17 protein-coding genes and 1 riboswitch are annotated in these 16,532 nt (G+C 71.4%); of the genes, 16 read left to right on the top strand and 1 reads right to left on the bottom strand.

Annotation, left to right across the window (positions count from 1 at the left end; translation table 11 throughout):
• Window positions 1–52: 52 nt before the first annotated feature.
• The 16 genes from ACG01O_RS18020 (at window position 53) to ACG01O_RS17945 (ending at window position 15,118) form a co-directional block, all read left to right on the top strand.
• Window positions 53–1,015 carry a ribose-phosphate pyrophosphokinase gene (locus ACG01O_RS18020; RefSeq protein ID WP_394386756.1) on the top strand — a complete coding sequence of 321 codons (963 nt, stop codon included), beginning with the start codon at window positions 53–55 and terminating at the stop codon, window positions 1,013–1,015.
• A gap of 80 nt (window positions 1,016–1,095) precedes the next feature.
• Window positions 1,096–1,719, top strand: coding sequence for a 50S ribosomal protein L25/general stress protein Ctc (locus ACG01O_RS18015; RefSeq protein WP_394386754.1), 624 nt, complete (start codon window positions 1,096–1,098; stop codon window positions 1,717–1,719).
• Between the two features lie 78 nt (window positions 1,720–1,797).
• The gene (gene pth / locus ACG01O_RS18010) at window positions 1,798–2,442 is read left to right on the top strand and encodes an aminoacyl-tRNA hydrolase (RefSeq protein WP_394386752.1); all 645 of its coding nucleotides are present in this window, start codon (window positions 1,798–1,800) and stop codon (window positions 2,440–2,442) included.
• On the top strand, window positions 2,439–2,870 hold the full coding sequence (locus tag ACG01O_RS18005) for a hypothetical protein (RefSeq protein WP_394386750.1): 432 nt from the start codon (window positions 2,439–2,441) through the stop codon (window positions 2,868–2,870). The genes pth and ACG01O_RS18005 overlap by 4 nt, the downstream gene beginning before the upstream one ends.
• Window positions 2,867–3,096: riboswitch (cobalamin riboswitch) on the top strand. It overlaps the preceding gene by 4 nt.
• A 76-nt stretch (window positions 3,097–3,172) precedes the next feature.
• Complete coding sequence (locus ACG01O_RS18000; protein ID WP_394386748.1) at window positions 3,173–5,041, top strand: TonB-dependent receptor domain-containing protein; 1,869 nt, start codon at window positions 3,173–3,175, stop codon at window positions 5,039–5,041.
• An 11-nt stretch (window positions 5,042–5,052) separates the two neighbouring features.
• A complete protein-coding gene (gene cobU / locus ACG01O_RS17995; RefSeq protein ID WP_394386746.1) occupies window positions 5,053–5,601 on the top strand; it encodes a bifunctional adenosylcobinamide kinase/adenosylcobinamide-phosphate guanylyltransferase in 549 nt (182 codons plus the stop codon).
• A complete protein-coding gene (locus ACG01O_RS17990; RefSeq protein WP_394386744.1) occupies window positions 5,594–6,451 on the top strand; it encodes an ABC transporter substrate-binding protein in 858 nt (285 codons plus the stop codon). Before cobU ends, ACG01O_RS17990 begins: the two co-directional genes overlap by 8 nt.
• 31 nt (window positions 6,452–6,482) lie before the next feature.
• Complete coding sequence (locus ACG01O_RS17985; protein ID WP_394386742.1) at window positions 6,483–7,463, top strand: FecCD family ABC transporter permease; 981 nt, start codon at window positions 6,483–6,485, stop codon at window positions 7,461–7,463.
• Window positions 7,460–8,218, top strand: coding sequence for an ABC transporter ATP-binding protein (locus ACG01O_RS17980; protein WP_394386740.1), 759 nt, complete (start codon window positions 7,460–7,462; stop codon window positions 8,216–8,218). The genes ACG01O_RS17985 and ACG01O_RS17980 overlap by 4 nt, the downstream gene beginning before the upstream one ends.
• Window positions 8,215–9,525 (top strand): cobyrinic acid a,c-diamide synthase CobB, encoded by a 1,311-nt coding sequence (locus ACG01O_RS17975; RefSeq protein WP_394386738.1) that lies wholly within the window; start codon window positions 8,215–8,217, stop codon window positions 9,523–9,525. The genes ACG01O_RS17980 and ACG01O_RS17975 overlap by 4 nt, the downstream gene beginning before the upstream one ends.
• The gene (gene cobO / locus ACG01O_RS17970; protein ID WP_394386736.1) at window positions 9,515–10,084 is read left to right on the top strand and encodes a cob(I)yrinic acid a,c-diamide adenosyltransferase; all 570 of its coding nucleotides are present in this window, start codon (window positions 9,515–9,517) and stop codon (window positions 10,082–10,084) included. The genes ACG01O_RS17975 and cobO overlap by 11 nt, the downstream gene beginning before the upstream one ends.
• A 204-nt stretch (window positions 10,085–10,288) precedes the next feature.
• Window positions 10,289–10,648, top strand: a complete 360-nt coding sequence (locus tag ACG01O_RS17965; protein WP_394386734.1) for a DUF1636 family protein — start codon at window positions 10,289–10,291, stop codon at window positions 10,646–10,648.
• A gap of 21 nt (window positions 10,649–10,669) precedes the next feature.
• The gene (cbiB, locus tag ACG01O_RS17960) at window positions 10,670–11,596 is read left to right on the top strand and encodes an adenosylcobinamide-phosphate synthase CbiB (protein WP_394386732.1); all 927 of its coding nucleotides are present in this window, start codon (window positions 10,670–10,672) and stop codon (window positions 11,594–11,596) included.
• The gene (locus tag ACG01O_RS17955) at window positions 11,593–12,579 is read left to right on the top strand and encodes a pyridoxal phosphate-dependent aminotransferase (protein WP_394386730.1); all 987 of its coding nucleotides are present in this window, start codon (window positions 11,593–11,595) and stop codon (window positions 12,577–12,579) included. Before cbiB ends, ACG01O_RS17955 begins: the two co-directional genes overlap by 4 nt.
• Complete coding sequence (locus ACG01O_RS17950) at window positions 12,576–14,027, top strand: cobyric acid synthase (protein ID WP_394386728.1); 1,452 nt, start codon at window positions 12,576–12,578, stop codon at window positions 14,025–14,027. Before ACG01O_RS17955 ends, ACG01O_RS17950 begins: the two co-directional genes overlap by 4 nt.
• Window positions 14,028–14,038: 11 nt before the next feature.
• Window positions 14,039–15,118, top strand: coding sequence for a S1/P1 nuclease (locus tag ACG01O_RS17945; protein WP_394386727.1), 1,080 nt, complete (start codon window positions 14,039–14,041; stop codon window positions 15,116–15,118).
• Window positions 15,119–15,176: 58 nt separating this feature from the next.
• Here the strand turns inward: ACG01O_RS17945 and ACG01O_RS17940 are convergent, their stop codons facing one another.
• On the bottom strand, window positions 15,177–16,520 hold the full coding sequence (locus ACG01O_RS17940; protein WP_394386725.1) for a DUF1501 domain-containing protein: 1,344 nt from the start codon (window positions 16,518–16,520) through the stop codon (window positions 15,177–15,179).
• Between the last annotated feature and the right edge of the window lie 12 nt (window positions 16,521–16,532).

The raw sequence follows: 16,532 nt of genomic DNA, 5'->3' as shown, positions 1-16,532 counted from the left end.
TTTCGCTGAACCGGCTCGGCTATCAGCGAGCCACTGACTCCAGAGGCTCACAGTGCTGCTCAACACGGTTCTCTTCACCGGCAACGCGAACCCGGTCCTCTCCCAAGAAATCGCTGCACATCTCGGCCTCGAGCTCGGCAAGGCCGTGGTCGGTCGTTTCTCGGACGGTGAAGTCACCGTCGAGGTGCAGCAAAACGTTCGCGCCCGTGACGTGTTCGTCGTGCAGCCCACCTGCGCGCCCACGAACGAGAACGTGATGGAGCTGCTGATCATGGTGGACGCGCTCAAGCGCGCCAGCGCCCGCCGCATCACCGCCGTGATCCCTTACTTCGGCTACGCCCGCCAAGACCGCCGTCCGCGCTCGACCCGCGTGCCGATCTCGGCCAAGGTCGTGGCCAACCTGCTGGAAACCGTGGGCGTGGAGCGCGTGCTGACCATGGACCTGCACGCCGACCAGATCCAGGGCTTCTTCGACATCCCCGTCGACAACATCTACGCCTCGCCGGTGCTGCTGTCGGACCTGAAGGCCCGCAACTACCAAGACCTCGTGGTCGTGTCGCCGGACGTCGGTGGCGTGGTGCGCGCCCGCGCCCTGGCCAAGCAACTGGGTTGCGACCTGGCCATCATCGACAAGCGCCGCCCGGCCGCCAACGTCTCGGAAGTGATGCACGTCATCGGCGAGATCGAAGGCCGCAACTGCGTGATCATGGACGACATGATCGACACCGCCGGCACGCTGGTGAAGGCAGCCGAAGTGCTGAAGGCCCGCGGCGCCAAGAGCGTGTTCGCCTACTGCACGCACCCCATCCTGTCGGGCCCGGCCATCGAGCGCATCGCCGGTTCGCAGCTGGACGAAGTGGTCATCACCAACACCATCCCGCTGACCGACGCCGCCAAGGCCTGCAAGAAGATCCGCCAGCTGTCGGTGGCCTTCCTGTTCGCCGAGACCATCCGCCGCATCTCTGACGGCGAGTCGGTCACCTCCCTCTTCTCCGAACAGAACAACAACTTCTGATCGGAATCCCTGGCCGTCGCAAGGCGGCTTTTTCACACGGTACCTGGTCGCGGGTGCCGTTTCTCTTTTGGAGATAAACCATGAAGTTCGTCGCTTTTGAGCGCAAGCTGCAGGGGACCGGAGCGAGCCGCCGCCTGCGTGTGGCCGGCAAGGTGCCCGGCATTGTTTTCGGTGCCGGTGAGCCCACGATGATCGAACTCGATCACAACGCGCTCTTCCACGCCCTGAAGAAGGAAGCCTTCCACAGCTCGCTGCTGGACATGGAGCTGAACGGCGCCACCACGCAAGTGCTGCTGCGTGACTTCCAGATGCACCCCTACAAGCCGCAAGTCCTGCACTGCGACTTCCAGCGCGTGGACGGCACGACCAAGATCACGAAGAAGGTGCCCCTGCACTTCATCGGTGAAGACGTGTCCCCGGCCGTCAAGACCGACCACTGCACGGTCAACCACGTCGTGACCGAGCTGCTGATCACCTGCCTGGCTCAGCAACTGCCTGAGTTCATCGAAGTGAACCTGTCGGGCCTGACCAAGGGTCACTCGCTGCACGTGAACGACATCAAGCTGCCGGAAGGCATCAAGGTCGTGACGCACGGCAAGCCGAACCCCGTCATCGTCACGCCGGTCGAGCCCAAGGTCGAAGAGATCGTGGTTGCTGCTGCTCCGGCCGCCGACGACAAGAAGGGCAAGAAGGGCAAGAAGTAATTCCTGCCTGGCTTTGCGCCAACCGAAAGGGCCCTCCGGGGCCCTTTTGCTTTTTCTGCCCCTGGATAATCTCGCGCCATGATTCGCCTGCTCGTCGGCCTGGGCAACCCCGGCCCTGAATACGAAGACACCCGCCACAACGCCGGCTTCTGGTGGATTGACGGCCTGGCCCGCGGCCTCAAGGCCAGCCTGCAGCCCGACAAGGCCTACCACGGGCTGGTGGCGCGGGTGAACAGCGCCCCGGGTGCCAGCGGCCCGATCTGGCTGCTGGAGCCCATGACCTACATGAACCTCTCGGGCAAGTCGGTGGCTGCACTGGCGCGCTTCTTCAAGATCGCGCCCGAGGAAATTCTGGCCATCCACGACGAGCTGGACCTGCCGCCCGGCGAAATGAAGTTCAAGAGAGGCGGCGGCAACGGCGGCCACAACGGCCTGAAGGACATGCAGGCCCAGCTGGGCAGCGGCGACTTCTGGCGCCTGCGCCTGGGCATCGGCCACCCGGGCCACAAGGCCGAGGTGGCGGGCTACGTGCTGCGCAAGCCGCCCCTGGCCGAACGGCAGGCGGTGGAAGACTGCATCCAGAAGAGCTACGACGCCGTCGAACTGATGCTGCGCGGCGAAATGGACAAGGCGCTCACAAAAATTCACGCCAAGCCGCCCCGGCCCAAGCCCCCGCGCCCCCCGAAGCCCGACGCCGACGCGCAAACTCCGGCTTCATCATGAAGACCCTCCTGGTTCTGTGCTGTGCCCTGATCGCGTGGCCGCTGGCCGCGCAAACCGTGCAACGCCAGGCCCAGGTCTACCGCTGCGGCCCCGAGGGCCGCGACCTGCGGGACTCGCCCTGCCCCGGCCAAGAAGCGCCGGGCGGCCCCGTCACGTTTGACCAACCCAGCGACGCTGACAGCCGCGCCGCCCGTAGCCGCCACCTGGCCGAAGCCAAGCAGGCCGCCGCCCTGGCCGCGGCCCGGCGCGCCAGCGAAGCCGAAGACCGGCGCCATCGCGCCACCGCCGTGGGCCTGCAAAAGTTGCCCGAACCCGCGCAAGCCGCCAGTGCAGCCCCTTTGACGCCCGTCAAGCCGGGCAAGACTTTCAAGGCGCGGCCGCCACAGCCGGCCCCGGCGGCCTCCGCGGCCGAGCCTCGCGGTCGATAGAATCCCGCGCTGTTGGTGCTCGCACCGGCCACTCGGCCAGTGCAGTTCAACGGGAATCAGGAGGGCCCGCGGTCACGCCGCAAACCTAACCTGAGCTGTCCCCGCAACGGTAAGTGGACGAGGCTGCCGCCTCAGCGTTCGATCCACGACCACTGGCCCCTCGGGCTGGGAAGGTCTCGAATGCCGCGCCACCAGCCCGGATACCGGCCAACAACGGGGTTGCCGCGCCCAAGGCGCGCAGCCGTTTTTCAGCCACGCTGCGGGGGTCAGCAGGGCTGGGTGTCCGTTCGCGTTTCTCTCTCATGTCCCACGCTTTCTCTGCGGCCCGTCGGCCGCTGCTCGCCTTGTCCGCCCTGGCCTTGGCCGCTTCTGCGCACGCGCAAAACAAGCTCGACACCGTCGTCACCACCGCCACGCGCACCCCGCAGCGCCTGGCCGAAGTGCTGGCCGACCTGACCGTCATCACCCGCGCCGACATCGAGCGCCAAGCCGCCGCCAGCGTGGCCGACCTGCTGCGCAACAACGGCTGTGCCGAAATGGCTCGCAACGGCGGCGCCGCTGCCACCACCTCGTTGTTCCTGCGCGGTGCCGACTCGCGTCACACCCTGGTGCTGGTGGATGGCGTGCGCATGGACTCGCAGTCCACCGGCGGCGCCAGCTGGCAAGGCATGCCGGTGGCCCAGGTGGAGCGCATCGAAGTGCTCAAGGGCCCGGCCAGCGCCATCTACGGCTCGGACGCCGTGGGCGGCGTGGTGCAGATCTTCACCCGCAAGGGCGGCCGCCAGATCAGCGCGGACCTGGGCGTGGCGCTGGGCAACCTCGGCACGCACAAGGCTGACGGCGGCCTGTTCGGCAGCAGCGGCATCTTTGACTTCGCGGTCACCGGCGCCATCGAAGAGAGCGACGGCTTCAACTCCACCGTCGACTACCCCGGCTCCTTCAGCTACGTGCCCGACCGCGACGGCTGGCACAAGTACCAGGGCACGGCCCGCATCGGCGCCCAAGTGGCGCCGGGCCAGCGCGCCGAGTTCGTGGCGCTGCGCACCCACACCAACGCGCAGTACGACGGCTCCAAGTCCAAGCCGCTGGTGGACGACCACACCGTGCAAGACACCGACGCCCGCCGCCTGGCCTGGACTTCGCAGTGGACGCCTGCGCTGCAGACCCAGCTGAGCTACGGCCAGTCGCGCGATCGCTACGAAACCCAGCCCTCGCCCTACCTGACCATCACGCAGGTGCGCAACCTGGCCCTCACCGGCTCCTACGCCGTGGCTGCGGGGCAGCAGATCAACTTCCAGGGCGAACGCATCGAAGACGAACTGCAGAACAGCGGCCTGGTCACGGCCGGCGTGGGCAAGCGCCACCGCAACGCCGTGGGCGCCGGCTACCTGTTCAACCAAGGCGCGTTCAGCCTGCAAGCCCATGCCCGGCACGACGCCGACAGCCAGTTCGGCAGCGTCAACACCGGCACGCTGCTGGCGGGTTACGCCATCACCCCGGGCCTGCGCGTCGTGGGCTCGGTGGGCAATGCCTTCCGCGCGCCCACCATCTACCAGCAGGGCACGGTGTACGGCCCCGACCTCAGCAAGCCCGGCGTGAAGCCGCTGATGGCCGAGCACGGCCACAACGTCGAAGCCGGTCTGAAGTACACCGCCGGCGCGCATGAGCTGTCGCTGACGGCCTACCGCAACCGCGTGGGCAACCTCATCACCTTCGGCGCTGCCGGCAGCTGCCAGAGCGCCTTCGGCTGCTACCAGAACGTGTCGGAAGCCAAGCTGCAAGGCGTGAGCCTGGCCGGTGCCACGCAACTGGCAGCGGTGAACCTGCGCGCCACGCTGGACCTGCAAAAGCCCACCGACGCCAGCACCGGCCTGCTGCTGGCCCGCCGCGCCAAGCGCCTGGGCAGCGTGAATGCCGACACCGTGCTGGGCGACTGGACGATGGGCGCCGGCGTGCAGGCCTCGGGCGCGCGTTTCGACAACGCCGCCAACACCCGCCGCCTGGGGGGCTACGCGCTGATGAACCTGAACGCGCAGTACAAGCTGAGCCGCGACCTCAAGCTGCAGCTCAACCTGGACAACGCCTTCGACCGCGCCACCACCACCGCCTACGGCTACGCCTCGGCGCCGCGCACGGTGCTGGCCAGCCTGCGCTGGACCCCGGCGCTGTAAGCCGCCTGGCCATGCGTGCGCACCAACTCATCGTCGGCGGGCAACGCAGCGGCAAGTCGCGCCAGGCCGAGCGCCTGGCGCTGCGCTGGCCGGGGCGCGTGGTCGTTGTGGCCACGGCGCTCGCGGGCGACGACGAGATGCGCGCGCGCATCGCACACCACCGGGCCACACGCCCGGCGGGCTTCGACACGGTGGAAGCCCCGCTGCAGCTGTGCAGCGCCTTGCAGTCGGTGGACGCGGCCGACACGCTCGTCATCGTCGACTGCCTGACGCTGTGGCTGGTCAACTGGCTGATGCCAGCGCATGGGGCGGCCGACCGGGCCGGCTGGCAAGCCGAGCGCGAAGCGCTGCTCGCTGCCCTGCCGCAGTTGCAGGCCACCGTGGTGTTCGTCTCCAATGAAGTGGGCTGGGGCGTGAGCCCGCTCGGCCGCGAGGTGCGCGACTACGTGGACGAACTCGGCCGACTGAACCAGGAGGTGGCCCGCCGCTGCGGCCAGCTCACATTGATGGTGGCGGGCCAGCCCTGGACCCGCCCCGTGGAGGAGCCTCGTGATGATTGAACGCCTGTGGCGCGGCCTGCTGCTGCTCGCCTTCGCGGCCCCAGCCGCTGCGGTGGACATTCGCGACGACCTCGGCCAGCTCACCACGCTGCCGGCGCCGGCCCAGCGCATCGTGAGCCTGCTGCCCTCGCTGACCGAAACCGTGTGCGAACTCGGCGCCTGCCCGCGGCTGGTGGGTGTGGACCGCTACTCCAACTTCCCCGCCAGCGTGAACGCGCTGCCCAAGCTGGGCGGGCTGGACGACACCAACGTCGAACTCATCGCCGCGCTCAAGCCCGATGTGGTGCTGCTGGCCGTGTCCTCCCGCGTGAGCGACCGCCTGCGGGCGCTGGGCCTGCGCGTGGTGGCGCTGGAGCCGCGCAGCTACCGCGACGTGCAGCGCGTGCTGGGCGTCATCGGCCAGGTGCTCGGCGTGCCCGACGCCCAGCGCGTGTGGCGGCACATCGAAGCCGGCGTGGCCGCCGCCGCCAGCAGCGTGCCCCCCGCCGCACGCGGCCTGCGCGTGTACTACGAGGTGTCAAACGGCATCTGGGCCGCCGGCACCTCGTCCTTCATGGGTGAAACGCTCGCCCGCCTGGGCACCGGCAACATCATCCCGGCCGAACTCGGCCCCTTTCCCAAGATCAACCCCGAGTACGTGGTGAAGGCCAACCCCGGGCTCATCATGGTGGGCCAACGTGGGGCCGACGGCCTGCCGCAGCGCCCGGGCTGGGACCGCATCGACGCGGTGCGCCGCAACCGCATCTGCGTGTTCAAGCCCGAAGAAGGCGACATCCTCTCCCGCCCCGGCCCGCGCATGGCCGAGGCCGCGCAGATCATGGCGCGCTGCCTGCGCGAGAAGGCCTCGTGATGGCCGCCCTGCCGTCCGTCACCGCACGGTCATGACACTGCGTCCCGCTCCGCTGCTCGCCCTGCTGCTCGGCCTGGGCGTGGCCGGCGTCGTGGCCGGCGTGCTGTTCGGCAGCACGGGTTGGTCCGACCTCGGCGACGACACGATGTCCGTCATCCTGTGGGAGATCCGTCTGCCGCGCTCGCTGGGTGCCTGGTGCGCCGGCGCGCTGCTGGGCCTGGCCGGCGCCCTCTCGCAGGGGCTGTTCCGCAACCCGCTGGCCGACCCCTACCTGCTGGGCAGCGCCGCCGGGGCCGAGCTCGCCGTGGCGCTGACGCTGGCCTTCACCGGTGCGTCGGCCGCGCATGCCTCGCTGCTGGCCGAAATCGGCCTGACCGGCCTGGCCTTTGCCGGCACGCTGGCCGGCGTGGGCCTCACGCTCCTGCTCGCGCGGGGCGCCGAGCAAACCCTGCGCCTGCTGCTGGCCGGCGTGGTGGTGGGCGTGGTACTGAACGCGCTGACCCACCTCGTGTCGCTCTGGACGCCGGACATCCTGCGCGCCATGCAGGCCTTCATGCTGGGCAACACCGGCATGCTGGGCTGGAACAGCGTGGCCGTGATGGCCGCCACCGGCCTCGTGGCCGGGGCCATCGGCTGGCTGGGCAGCCCCGCGCTGGACGCGCTGACCCTGGGCGAAGCCACGGCCACGTCGCTGGGCATTCGCCTGCCGCTGGCACGCTTGCTGTTGATCCTGGCGTTTGCCATGGCCACCGGTGCAGCCGTGGCGCAGACCGGCATCATCGCGTTCGTGGGCCTGGCCGCGCCGCACCTGGTGCGCACGCTGTGCCCCATGCTGCACGGCTGGCTGATCCTGCTGTCGGCCGCCGCCGGTGGTGCCCTGTTGCTGGCCGCCGATGTGCTGGCCCGCGCGCTCATTCGCCCGCAGGAGTTGCCCGTGGGCCTGGTGACCGCGCTGCTGGGCGGCGCCTACCTCACCCTGCTGATGCACCGCCGCGGGGTGCTGCGCAAATGACGGCCCTGCACGCCCGCATCCGGCACCTGCGCGTCGACGGGCGCGACCTGGTGCACGACATCGACCTGCGCCTGCCTCGCGGCCGCTGGACGGCCATCGTCGGCCCCAACGGCGCGGGCAAGTCCACGCTGCTGCGCGCGATGGCCGGCCTGCAGCCCTTCGAGGGCGAGGTGCTGCTGGACGGCCGGCCCCTGGCCCAGTGGCCCAGCCGCGAACGCGCGCGCCACCTGGCCTGGATGGGCCAGCAGGAAACCGGCGCCGACGACCTCACCGCGCTGGACGTGGTGCTGCTGGGCCGCCTGCCGCACCGCCCGTGGCTGGCGCCGCCCACCGCCGCCGACCGCGCCGCCGCGCACGCCGCCATGCAGGCCACGCAAAGCTGGGAATGGCGCGACCGCCGCCTGGGCTCGCTGTCTGGCGGTGAGCGCCAGCGCGTGCTGCTGGCCCGCACGCTGGCCGTGGACGCGCCCCTCACGCTGATGGACGAACCCCTCGCCCACCTGGACCCGCCCCACCAGGCCGACTGGATGGCCGTGGTGCGTCAGCGCGTGAGCGCGGGCCACAGCGTGGTCAGCGTGCTGCATGAGCTGCATCTGGCCCTGCAGGCCGACCACCTCGTGCTGATGGCCCACGGCACCCTCGCCCACACCGGCGCCCCCGCCGACCCCGACACCCACGCCGCCCTCCAGCTCGTCTTCGGTCCGCGCCTGCACATCGCGCAGATCGACGGTCGCTGGGTGGCCTTGCCCTTATGAGTTCCCACACCACGGCCTGCCCTGCGCTCTTCATCAGCGCCCCGTCCTCCGGCTCTGGCAAGACCAGCCTCACCGCCGCCATCGCCCGCAGCCACAGCCGCCGCGGCGAACGCGTGCGGGTGTTCAAAACCGGCCCGGACTTCCTGGACCCCATGCTGCTGGAGCGTGCCAGCGGCCACCCCGCCTACCAGCTGGACCTGTTCATGGGCGGCTTCGCCCACTGCCAGACCCTGCTGGCCGAAGCGGCGCGCGAGGCCGACCTCATCCTGGTGGAAGGCGTGATGGGCCTGTTCGACGGCAACCCCAGCAGTGCCGACCTCGCCGCCGCCTTCGGCCTGCCCGTGGCCTGCGTGGTGGACGCCTCGGCCATGGCCCAGACCTTCGCCGCGCTGGCCACCGGGCTGCAACGCTTTCGCCCCGGCCTGCAGCACGGCGGCGTGATTGCCAACCGCGTGGGCGGGCTGGCCCACGCCCGCATGCTGGCCGAGGGCCTGCCGCCGGACCTGCCGCTGGTGGCCGCCGTGCCGCGCCTGGGCCACCTCAGCCTGCCCGAACGCCACCTGGGCCTGGTGCAGGCCCAGGAACTGCCGCGCCTGCACGAGCTGCTGGACGGCTGGGCCGATGCCTGGGACGCCGCGCTGCACCCCGGCCACGTCATTCCCCGCGTGACCTTCACGCACGAGCCCGAGCCGGCGCCGCAGCGGACGCTGGCCGGGCGGCGCATCGCCATTGCCCGCGACGCGGCCTTCGGCTTCATCTACCCGGCCAACACCGACCTGCTGGAAGCGCTGGGCGCCGAGCTCGTGTTCTTCTCGCCCGTGCAGCACCAGCCCCTGCCCGCGTGCGACGCGCTGTGGCTGCCCGGCGGCTACCCCGAACTGCACGCCGAGGCGCTGAGCCATCACCCCACGCTGGCGGCCGACCTGCGTGCCCACGTGGCCGCCGGCAAGCCGCTGCTGGCCGAGTGCGGCGGCATGCTGGCCCTGCTGCAAACGCTGACCGACGCGATGGGGCAGGCCCACCCCATGGCCGGGCTGCTGCCGGGCCAGGCCCGCCTGCAGGCGCGCGTGGCGGCGCTGGGCTTGCAGGCCATCGACTGGCCGGAAGGCCCGCTGCGCGGCCACAGCTACCACTACTCGACGCTGGACACGCCGCTCACGCCCGTCGCCACCGCCACCAACCCGAATGGCGGCAGCACGGCCGAGGCGCTCTACCAGCAGGGCTCGCTGCGCGCGAGCTACCTGCACCACTACTTCCCCTCCAACCCCGAGGCCGTCGCCGCCTTCTTTGGCAACCATGGACATTGAACAGCCGCCCGTTCACCGCGAACGCGTCATCCCCACCGGCGAGCGCCGGGGCCTGGTGCTGGTGCACACCGGCGACGGCAAAGGCAAGAGCACGGCCGCCTTCGGCCTGGCCCTGCGCGCCCACGGCCGCGGCAAGCCGGTGCTCATCTACCAATTCATGAAGGTGCCCAGCGCCCGCTTCGGCGAGCACCGCATCTTTGAGCAGCTGGGCGTGCCCATCATCGGCCTGGGCGACGGCTTCTCGTGGAAGAGCAAGGACCTGGAGCACAGCGCCGAGCTGGCCCGCGAAGGCTGGGCCCGCGCCGAGGCCACCATCCGCGGCGGCGAGCACTTCCTGGTGGTGCTGGACGAAATCATGTACCCGCTGCGCTACGGCTGGGTACCGCTGGACGCCGTGCTCCGGGCGTTGGCCGAGCGGCCGCCCCATGTGCACGTGGTGCTCACCGGCCGCGGCGCGCCCGCCGAGCTAATTGACCGGGCCGACACGGTGACGGAGATGACGCTGGTCAAGCACCACTATCAAGCCGGCGTGCCGGCACAGCGGGGGATTGAGGATTGAGCAGCCTTGATGCGGCCGTTGAGCGCGCCCGAGGGGCCGGCGAGGCGGGTTGCGGGCAAGGCGCGCCGACGCCGTGGGCTCGTGCCCACCAGGAGAAGCAACGCCGCCAGCGAACCGCAGCGCCGGTCCAGCAGGCGTGCAGCGGTGTTCATCGGCGTGATGAGCTATGCCGTGTCACCCAGAGATTGAAACCACGAGACGTCGATGCATAGCGAGCGATCAACGGCCGAATCAAGGCTCACCATTTGCACGACCTGCGCTGACGGGCAGGGCCAGGCCCTGCTGGAGGCGGTGGAGAACGAAGCACTGGCGCGCGACCTGCCGCTGGCCATCCACGGCCAGGCCTGCATGGCGGCCTGCAAGCAAAGCTGCACCGCCGCCCTGCAGGGCCCGGGCAAGCACAGCTACCTGTTCGGCCAGCTGCAGCCTGACGACGCCTGTGTGGACGCCCTGCTGGACGTGGCCGCTCAACACGCCGAGCCGGGCCACGGCCTGCTGGCCTGGGACCGCCGCCCCGAGCGGCTGAAGGCCGGCCTCGTGGCCCGGCTGCCGCCGCTAGGCTGAGCGCCTCGGAACCCGACGCGGATGTCTGCGCTGATGCCGCTGCTGTTGCCGCTGGCCCTGGCCATGGCCCTGGTGGTGGACCGCCTCTGGGGCGAACCGCCCACCTGGGCGCACCCGGTGGTGGGCATGGGGCGCTACCTCGGCGCCTTTCGCCTCACGCGGCTGCGGCCCCTGCCCGGCTTTGTGGCGGGCGCCCTGGCCTGGGTGTTGGGCGCGGCCTTGACCGGCGCCCTGGCGCTGTGGATCGAGCGCACGCTGCTGCACAGCCTGCAGCCCTGGGCCTCGCCAGCGCGCCTGCTGGTGGCGGGGCTGCTGCTGGGCGTGCTGCTCAAGCCCCTGCTGGCCTGGCGCATGCTGGCCGAGGAAGCCCTGGCGGTGGAGACGGCGCTGGGCTTCTCGCTGGACGCGGGCCGCGCGCGCCTAAGCCGGCTGGTGAGCCGCGACACCTCGGCCCTCACCGCCACCGAGGTGCGCGAAGCTGCGCTGGAAACGCTGGCTGAGAACCTGAACGACTCGGTCATCGCCCCGCTGTTCTGGTTCGCCCTGGCCGGCCTGCCGGGGGCGGCTGTTTACCGCTTTGCCAACACGGCCGATGCGATGTGGGGCTACCGCGACGCACGCGAGTGGTGCGGCAAATGGGCCGCCCGGGCGGACGACGCACTCTCGTGGCTGCCAGCCCGCATCACCGCGCTGTTGCTGCTGCCGCCGGTGCTGCCTGCGTTGGTGCGCGAGGCCCGCCGCACGCCGTCGCCCAACAGCGGCTGGCCCATGGCCGCGCTGGCGCTGCGGCTCAACCGCCGCCTGGCCAAGCCCGGGGTCTACGTGCTGCACGCCGGCGGCCTGCCCGCGCAGCCGGGTGACCTGCACGCGGCCCGTGTCGTGGCCCAGCAGGCGGTGTGGGCCGGCGCGCTGATGATGGCCACTCTGGCCTGGGCGCTGCGGGCATGACACCGCGGCTGCCCGTGCACGGCGGGCCCGATGGCGGGCCGCCGGTGCTGCACGACTTCTCCACCAACGCCAGCCCTCTGGGCCCACCGCCAGCCCTGCTGAACGCCGTGATGCAGGCCGACCGCAGCCGCTACCCCGACCCGCACTACCGCGCCTTGCGCAGCCTGCTGGGCGACGAGCGCCGGGTGCTGCCCACCGCAGGCGGGGCCGAGGGCATTCGGCGCCTGACCCTGGCCGCCCACCTCACCGGCCGCCGCGAGGTGTGGGCGCCCGAGCCCGGCTTTGGCGACTACGCGCTGGCCGCGCAGGCGCTGGGCATGGCGGTGCGCGCTTACGCGTCGCCCGAGGACATCCGCCCCAGCGCCACCGCCCTGGTGTGGATCTGCGAGCCCTGCAACCCCACCGGCGCCAGCGTGGCCACCTGGCCCACCCTGCAGGCCGGTGCACACGGCGCCCTGGTGGTGGTGGACCGCGCGTACGAGCCGCTGCGCCTGCACGGCGCCACGCCGGCACTGCCGCCCGGCGCCTGGCAGATGGTGTGCCCCAACAAAGCCCTCGGGCTGACCGGCGTGCGGGCCGGCTACCTCGTCGCCCCCGAAGCCGACGCGGTGTGGGCCCAGGCCCTGTCGCTGGCGCCCAGCTGGGTGCTGTCCGCCGAGGGCGTGGCCCTGCTCACGCATTGGCTCACCGCTGACACGCAGGCCTGGCTGGCCCAAGCCCGCGCCACGTTGCGCAGTTGGACGGCCCAGCAGCGCAACCTGCTGGCCGGCCTGGGCTGGGAACAGCTGCCCAGCACCACGCCGTTCTGGCTGGCCCGCCCACCCCACCACGACACGGCCGCACGCCTGCGCGAACACGCCATCGCGGTGCGCGACGCCACCAGCTTCGGCCTGCCCGGCTGGGTGCGCGTGTCCACCCAAACCCCGGCCGCGCAGCAGGCGCTGCGGCAGGTCCTGATGCAGATGCAAGGAGAGACCCGATGACCCGAGGCAAGGCCGTGATGGTGCTGGGCACCACCAGCGGTGCCGGCAAAAGCTGGCTGGCCACGGCGCTGTGCCGCTGGTATGCCCGCCAGGGCCTGAAGGTGGCGCCCTTCAAGGCGCAGAACATGAGCAACAACGCGCGCGTCGTGCCCGGCTTGCATGGAACGATGGGCGAGATCGGCAGCGCCCAGTACTTCCAGGCCTTGGCCGCGCGCCGCGTGCCCGAGGTGCGCATGAACCCCGTGCTGCTCAAGCCCGAGGCCGACACGCAGAGTCAGGTGGTGGTGCTGGGCGACGTGAACGCTGAACTCTCTCGCATGCCCTGGCGCGAGCGCAGCGCGCAACTGCGGCCCCACGCGCGCGCCGCCCTGCAGGCGCTGATGGCCGAGAACGACGTGGTGGTGATCGAGGGCGCGGGCTCGCCGGCCGAGATCAACCTCGCCGCCAGCGACTACGTGAACCTGGGCACCGCCCGCGACGCCCAGGCTGCCTGCCTGCTGGTGACCGACATCGACCGCGGCGGCGCTTTCGCCCACCTCTACGGCACGCACCAGCTCATGCCCGAGGACGTGCGCGCCCAGGTGCGCGGCTTCGTGCTCAACCGTTTTCGCGGCGATGCGGGGCTGCTCGCCCCAGGGCCGGAACAGCTGCAGCAGCTCACCGGCGTGCCCACCATCGCCACGCTGCCCATGTGGCGCGGCCACGGCCTGCCCGAGGAAGACGGCGTGTTCGACGACGCCGCCACCGGCAGCCACAGCGGCCTGCGCGTGGCCGTGGTGGCCTACCCGCGGCTGTCCAACCTCGACGAATTCCAGCCCCTGCGCCAGCTGCCCGGCGTACACCTGAGCTGGGCCCGCGAGCCGCGCGACCTGGCCGGGGCCGACTGGGTCATCCTGCCCGGCAGCAAGGCCACCGCGGCCGACCTGGCCTGGCTGCGCGCACAGAAGCTGGACCTCGCCATCAACAGCCACCGCGGCCGCATCCTGGGCATTTGCGGCGGCCTGCAAATGCTGGGCGAAGCCCTCATCGACCCGCACGGGCTGGACGGCAACGCCCCCGGCCTGGGCCTGCTGCCGCTGGTGACGGTGTTCGAGCCGCAGAAGCTGCTGCGCAGCGCCGTGTTCCAGTTCGCCGGCGACCTGAGCGGCGACTGGCAGGCCCTGGCCGGCGTGCAGGCGGCGGGCTATGAAATTCGCCACGGCCGCACCCAACCGCACGCCGGCCTGCCCGCCCCCCACGTGGCGCTGCGCAACAGCGCCGGCGAAGCGGTGGGCTGGCAGGCCGGCCGCGTGCTGGGCGTGTACGCCCACGGCCTGTTCGAGCAGCCCGCGGTGCTGAAGGCCCTATTCGGCCAGGCGGGGCGGCCGCTGGAGGCGGTGTTCGAGGGGTTGGCGGATTTCATTGACCTGCATTTCCAGCCGGGCAAGATCGCGGCCTTGATCGATTGAAAGCCCCCACCATGCGCGCCCTGCTGCTGACCGTCTGTCTCTCACTACCGGCCCTCGCCCACGCCTGGGGCGCGGACGGCCACCAGACCGTGGCCACCATCGCGGCGGGCCTGTTGCAAGGCACGCCGGCCGAGGCGCGCGTGACCGCGCTGCTGGGCGGCATGACGCTGCCGCAAGCCGCGGTGTGGGCCGATTGCGCCAAGGGCATTTCGCCGGCCCGCGGCTACAGCTACCCCAACCCCGGCAAGTACGCGGAATGCGCGCCGCTGGAGACGCCCGAGCGCATCGCCGAGATGGCGGACTACGTGAAGCGCAACGACCGGCAGTGCACGCTGGCCGGCGAGGACAGCTGCCACAAACAACTGCACTACACCGACGTGGCCCTGCAGCGAAGCCGCTACCTGCTGGGCTTTGCGGGCACGCGGGAGGACGACATCGTCGGCGCACTGCGCCATGCGCTGCAGGTGCTGCAAGGCCAGCCCGTGGCGGGGCCGCCGCAGCTGCGCAGCCCGCGCGAAGCGCTGCTGCTGGTGGCGCACCTGGTGGGCGACATCCACCAACCGCTGCATGTGGGCGCGGTGTACCTGAGCGCGCAGGGCCAGCGCGTCGACCCCGAAAAGCAAGGCTTCGACCCCGCCTCCGACACCGTGGGCGGCAACAGCCTGTGGGTGACGGCCGCCCCGAAGCCTGCCCCGCTCCCGCCGGCCGCGCCCTCCGCCCCCGGCGCGCACACCCACCCCGGCGAGCCCGTGGGCGCGGGCTTCGGCCCGGTGAAGCTGCACAGCGTGTGGGACGGCGTGCCCGAGAAGTTCAAGCCCGCCCGCGTGGATGCCGCCTGGTTGGCCGCGGCGCGCCGCCTGCCCCACCACAGCGGCGATCCGCTGGCCTGGCCGGCGCGTTGGGCCACCGAGTCGCTGGATGTGGCCCGGGAGGCGTTCGATGGCATGAGCTTCTCACCGCGCCAGGACCGCCACTGGAGCGTGGTGCTTCCCGAGGGCTACAGCCCCCGCGCGGAACAAATCAAGCACCAGCAGCTGTTGCGCGCCGGCGCCCGGCTGGCGCAGGTGCTGCAGGCGGTGTTTCCGCGCTGAGCCTTCGCGCACGGAGGCAAGGGGCGAGCGAGGCCCAAGCGCACGGAACGTTGCCGCTTCAGGCCCAGCCGGCCACGCGATCGAAGCTGCGGCCGTGCGGCCACACCGCGTCCAGCGTGGCGGCGTCAGCGCCGAACCAGCGCGCCCATTCGGTGCCGAGCTGGTCGGTGGCGGTGGACGGCAGCCACACGCCCTGGCCCACGTCATCGGGCCCGTTGGCGCTCAGGTCCGGGAAGCGGCCCAGCAGCTTGCCGCCGTTGGTGCCGCGCGCCGCGCCGCCCACGGCAAAGTGATGGCTGCCCCAGCCGTGGTCGGTGCCCGCGCCGTTGCTGGCCAGCGTGCGGCCGAAATCGCTGGCCGAGAACAGCGTGACGCTGTCGGCCAGGCCCAAGCTGGCCATGGCCGCCTGGAAGGCCGTGACGGCGCCGTCGATTTCGGCAAACAACTCGGCCTGACGCTGCAGCTGATCGTCGCCGTGGGTGTCGAAGCCGCCCAGCGAGGTGAAGAAGCATTGGCGAGACAAGCCCAGCGCGCCACGCGCCGCAATCAGCTTCGCGGCCATGCCCAACTGGCGGCCCAGCCCCGTGTCCGGGAACGGGGTGCTGACGTTGCTGCTGGCCAGCGCGCCGGCCAGCACGCGCTGCACCTCCAGGCTGCGCCCCATCAGGTTCAGCCAGGTCTGCTCGAACGGATGGCTGCGCGTCTCCGCCAGCGTGGCGGCCACGGCGGCCGAGAGCGGGTCGCTGCCGGCGCGGGCGTTAGGGTTGTAGAACTCGAAGCCGAAACGCCCGCTGGACGACACGCGGTACGGCGTCAGGCTCTTGTCCCCCGCCTCCCACACGTTGCCGCCGGACAGGCTGATGGCCGCGTAGCCCCGGTTCACCTGGCCCTCGGCCACGGCGCGCTCCAGCAGGCGGCCGCCCCAGCCGTTGCGCGGCGGCGCTTCGGGCATGCCGCTTTGCCAGGCGCCTTGTTGGTCGCTGTGCGAGAACAGGTTGCTGGGCAACGGCACGCTGCGGGCGTTGTACTGCGCCAGCGTGGTGGGCTGCAGCAGGGGGCCGGTGTTGGCGATGACGCTGGCCTGGCCGGTGTTCACCAGCCCCTGCAGGCCGGTGAACGCCGGGTGCAGGGCCAGCCCGCTCGCGTTGGAAAGGCTCAGCGGCCGCAGCGTGCTGCGGTCCAGCGCCAGGTTGGGGCGGGCCCGCTGGTAGGCGGTGTAGCGGGCGTCGGCGGGCACCAGCAGGTTGTTGCCGTCGTTGCCGCCGAACAGGAACACACACACCAGCGCGCGGTAGTCCCCCGCGGCGGGCGCGCTTTGGGCCAGCGCCTGCATCTGGGCCCAGGGGTGGAGCGCTGCGGCGGCTGCGCCCCACTGCAGCAGTTGGCGTCGACGGATCGTCATGGGAACCTCACT

Origin of the sequence: Pelomonas baiyunensis, assembly GCF_043555935.1 — a bacterium.
GTDB classification, from domain to species: Bacteria; Pseudomonadota; Gammaproteobacteria; order Burkholderiales; family Burkholderiaceae_C; genus Pelomonas; species Pelomonas baiyunensis.
Note: the sequence above shows the minus strand (reverse complement) of the source record. Positions and strands in the feature narration are given on the sequence as shown.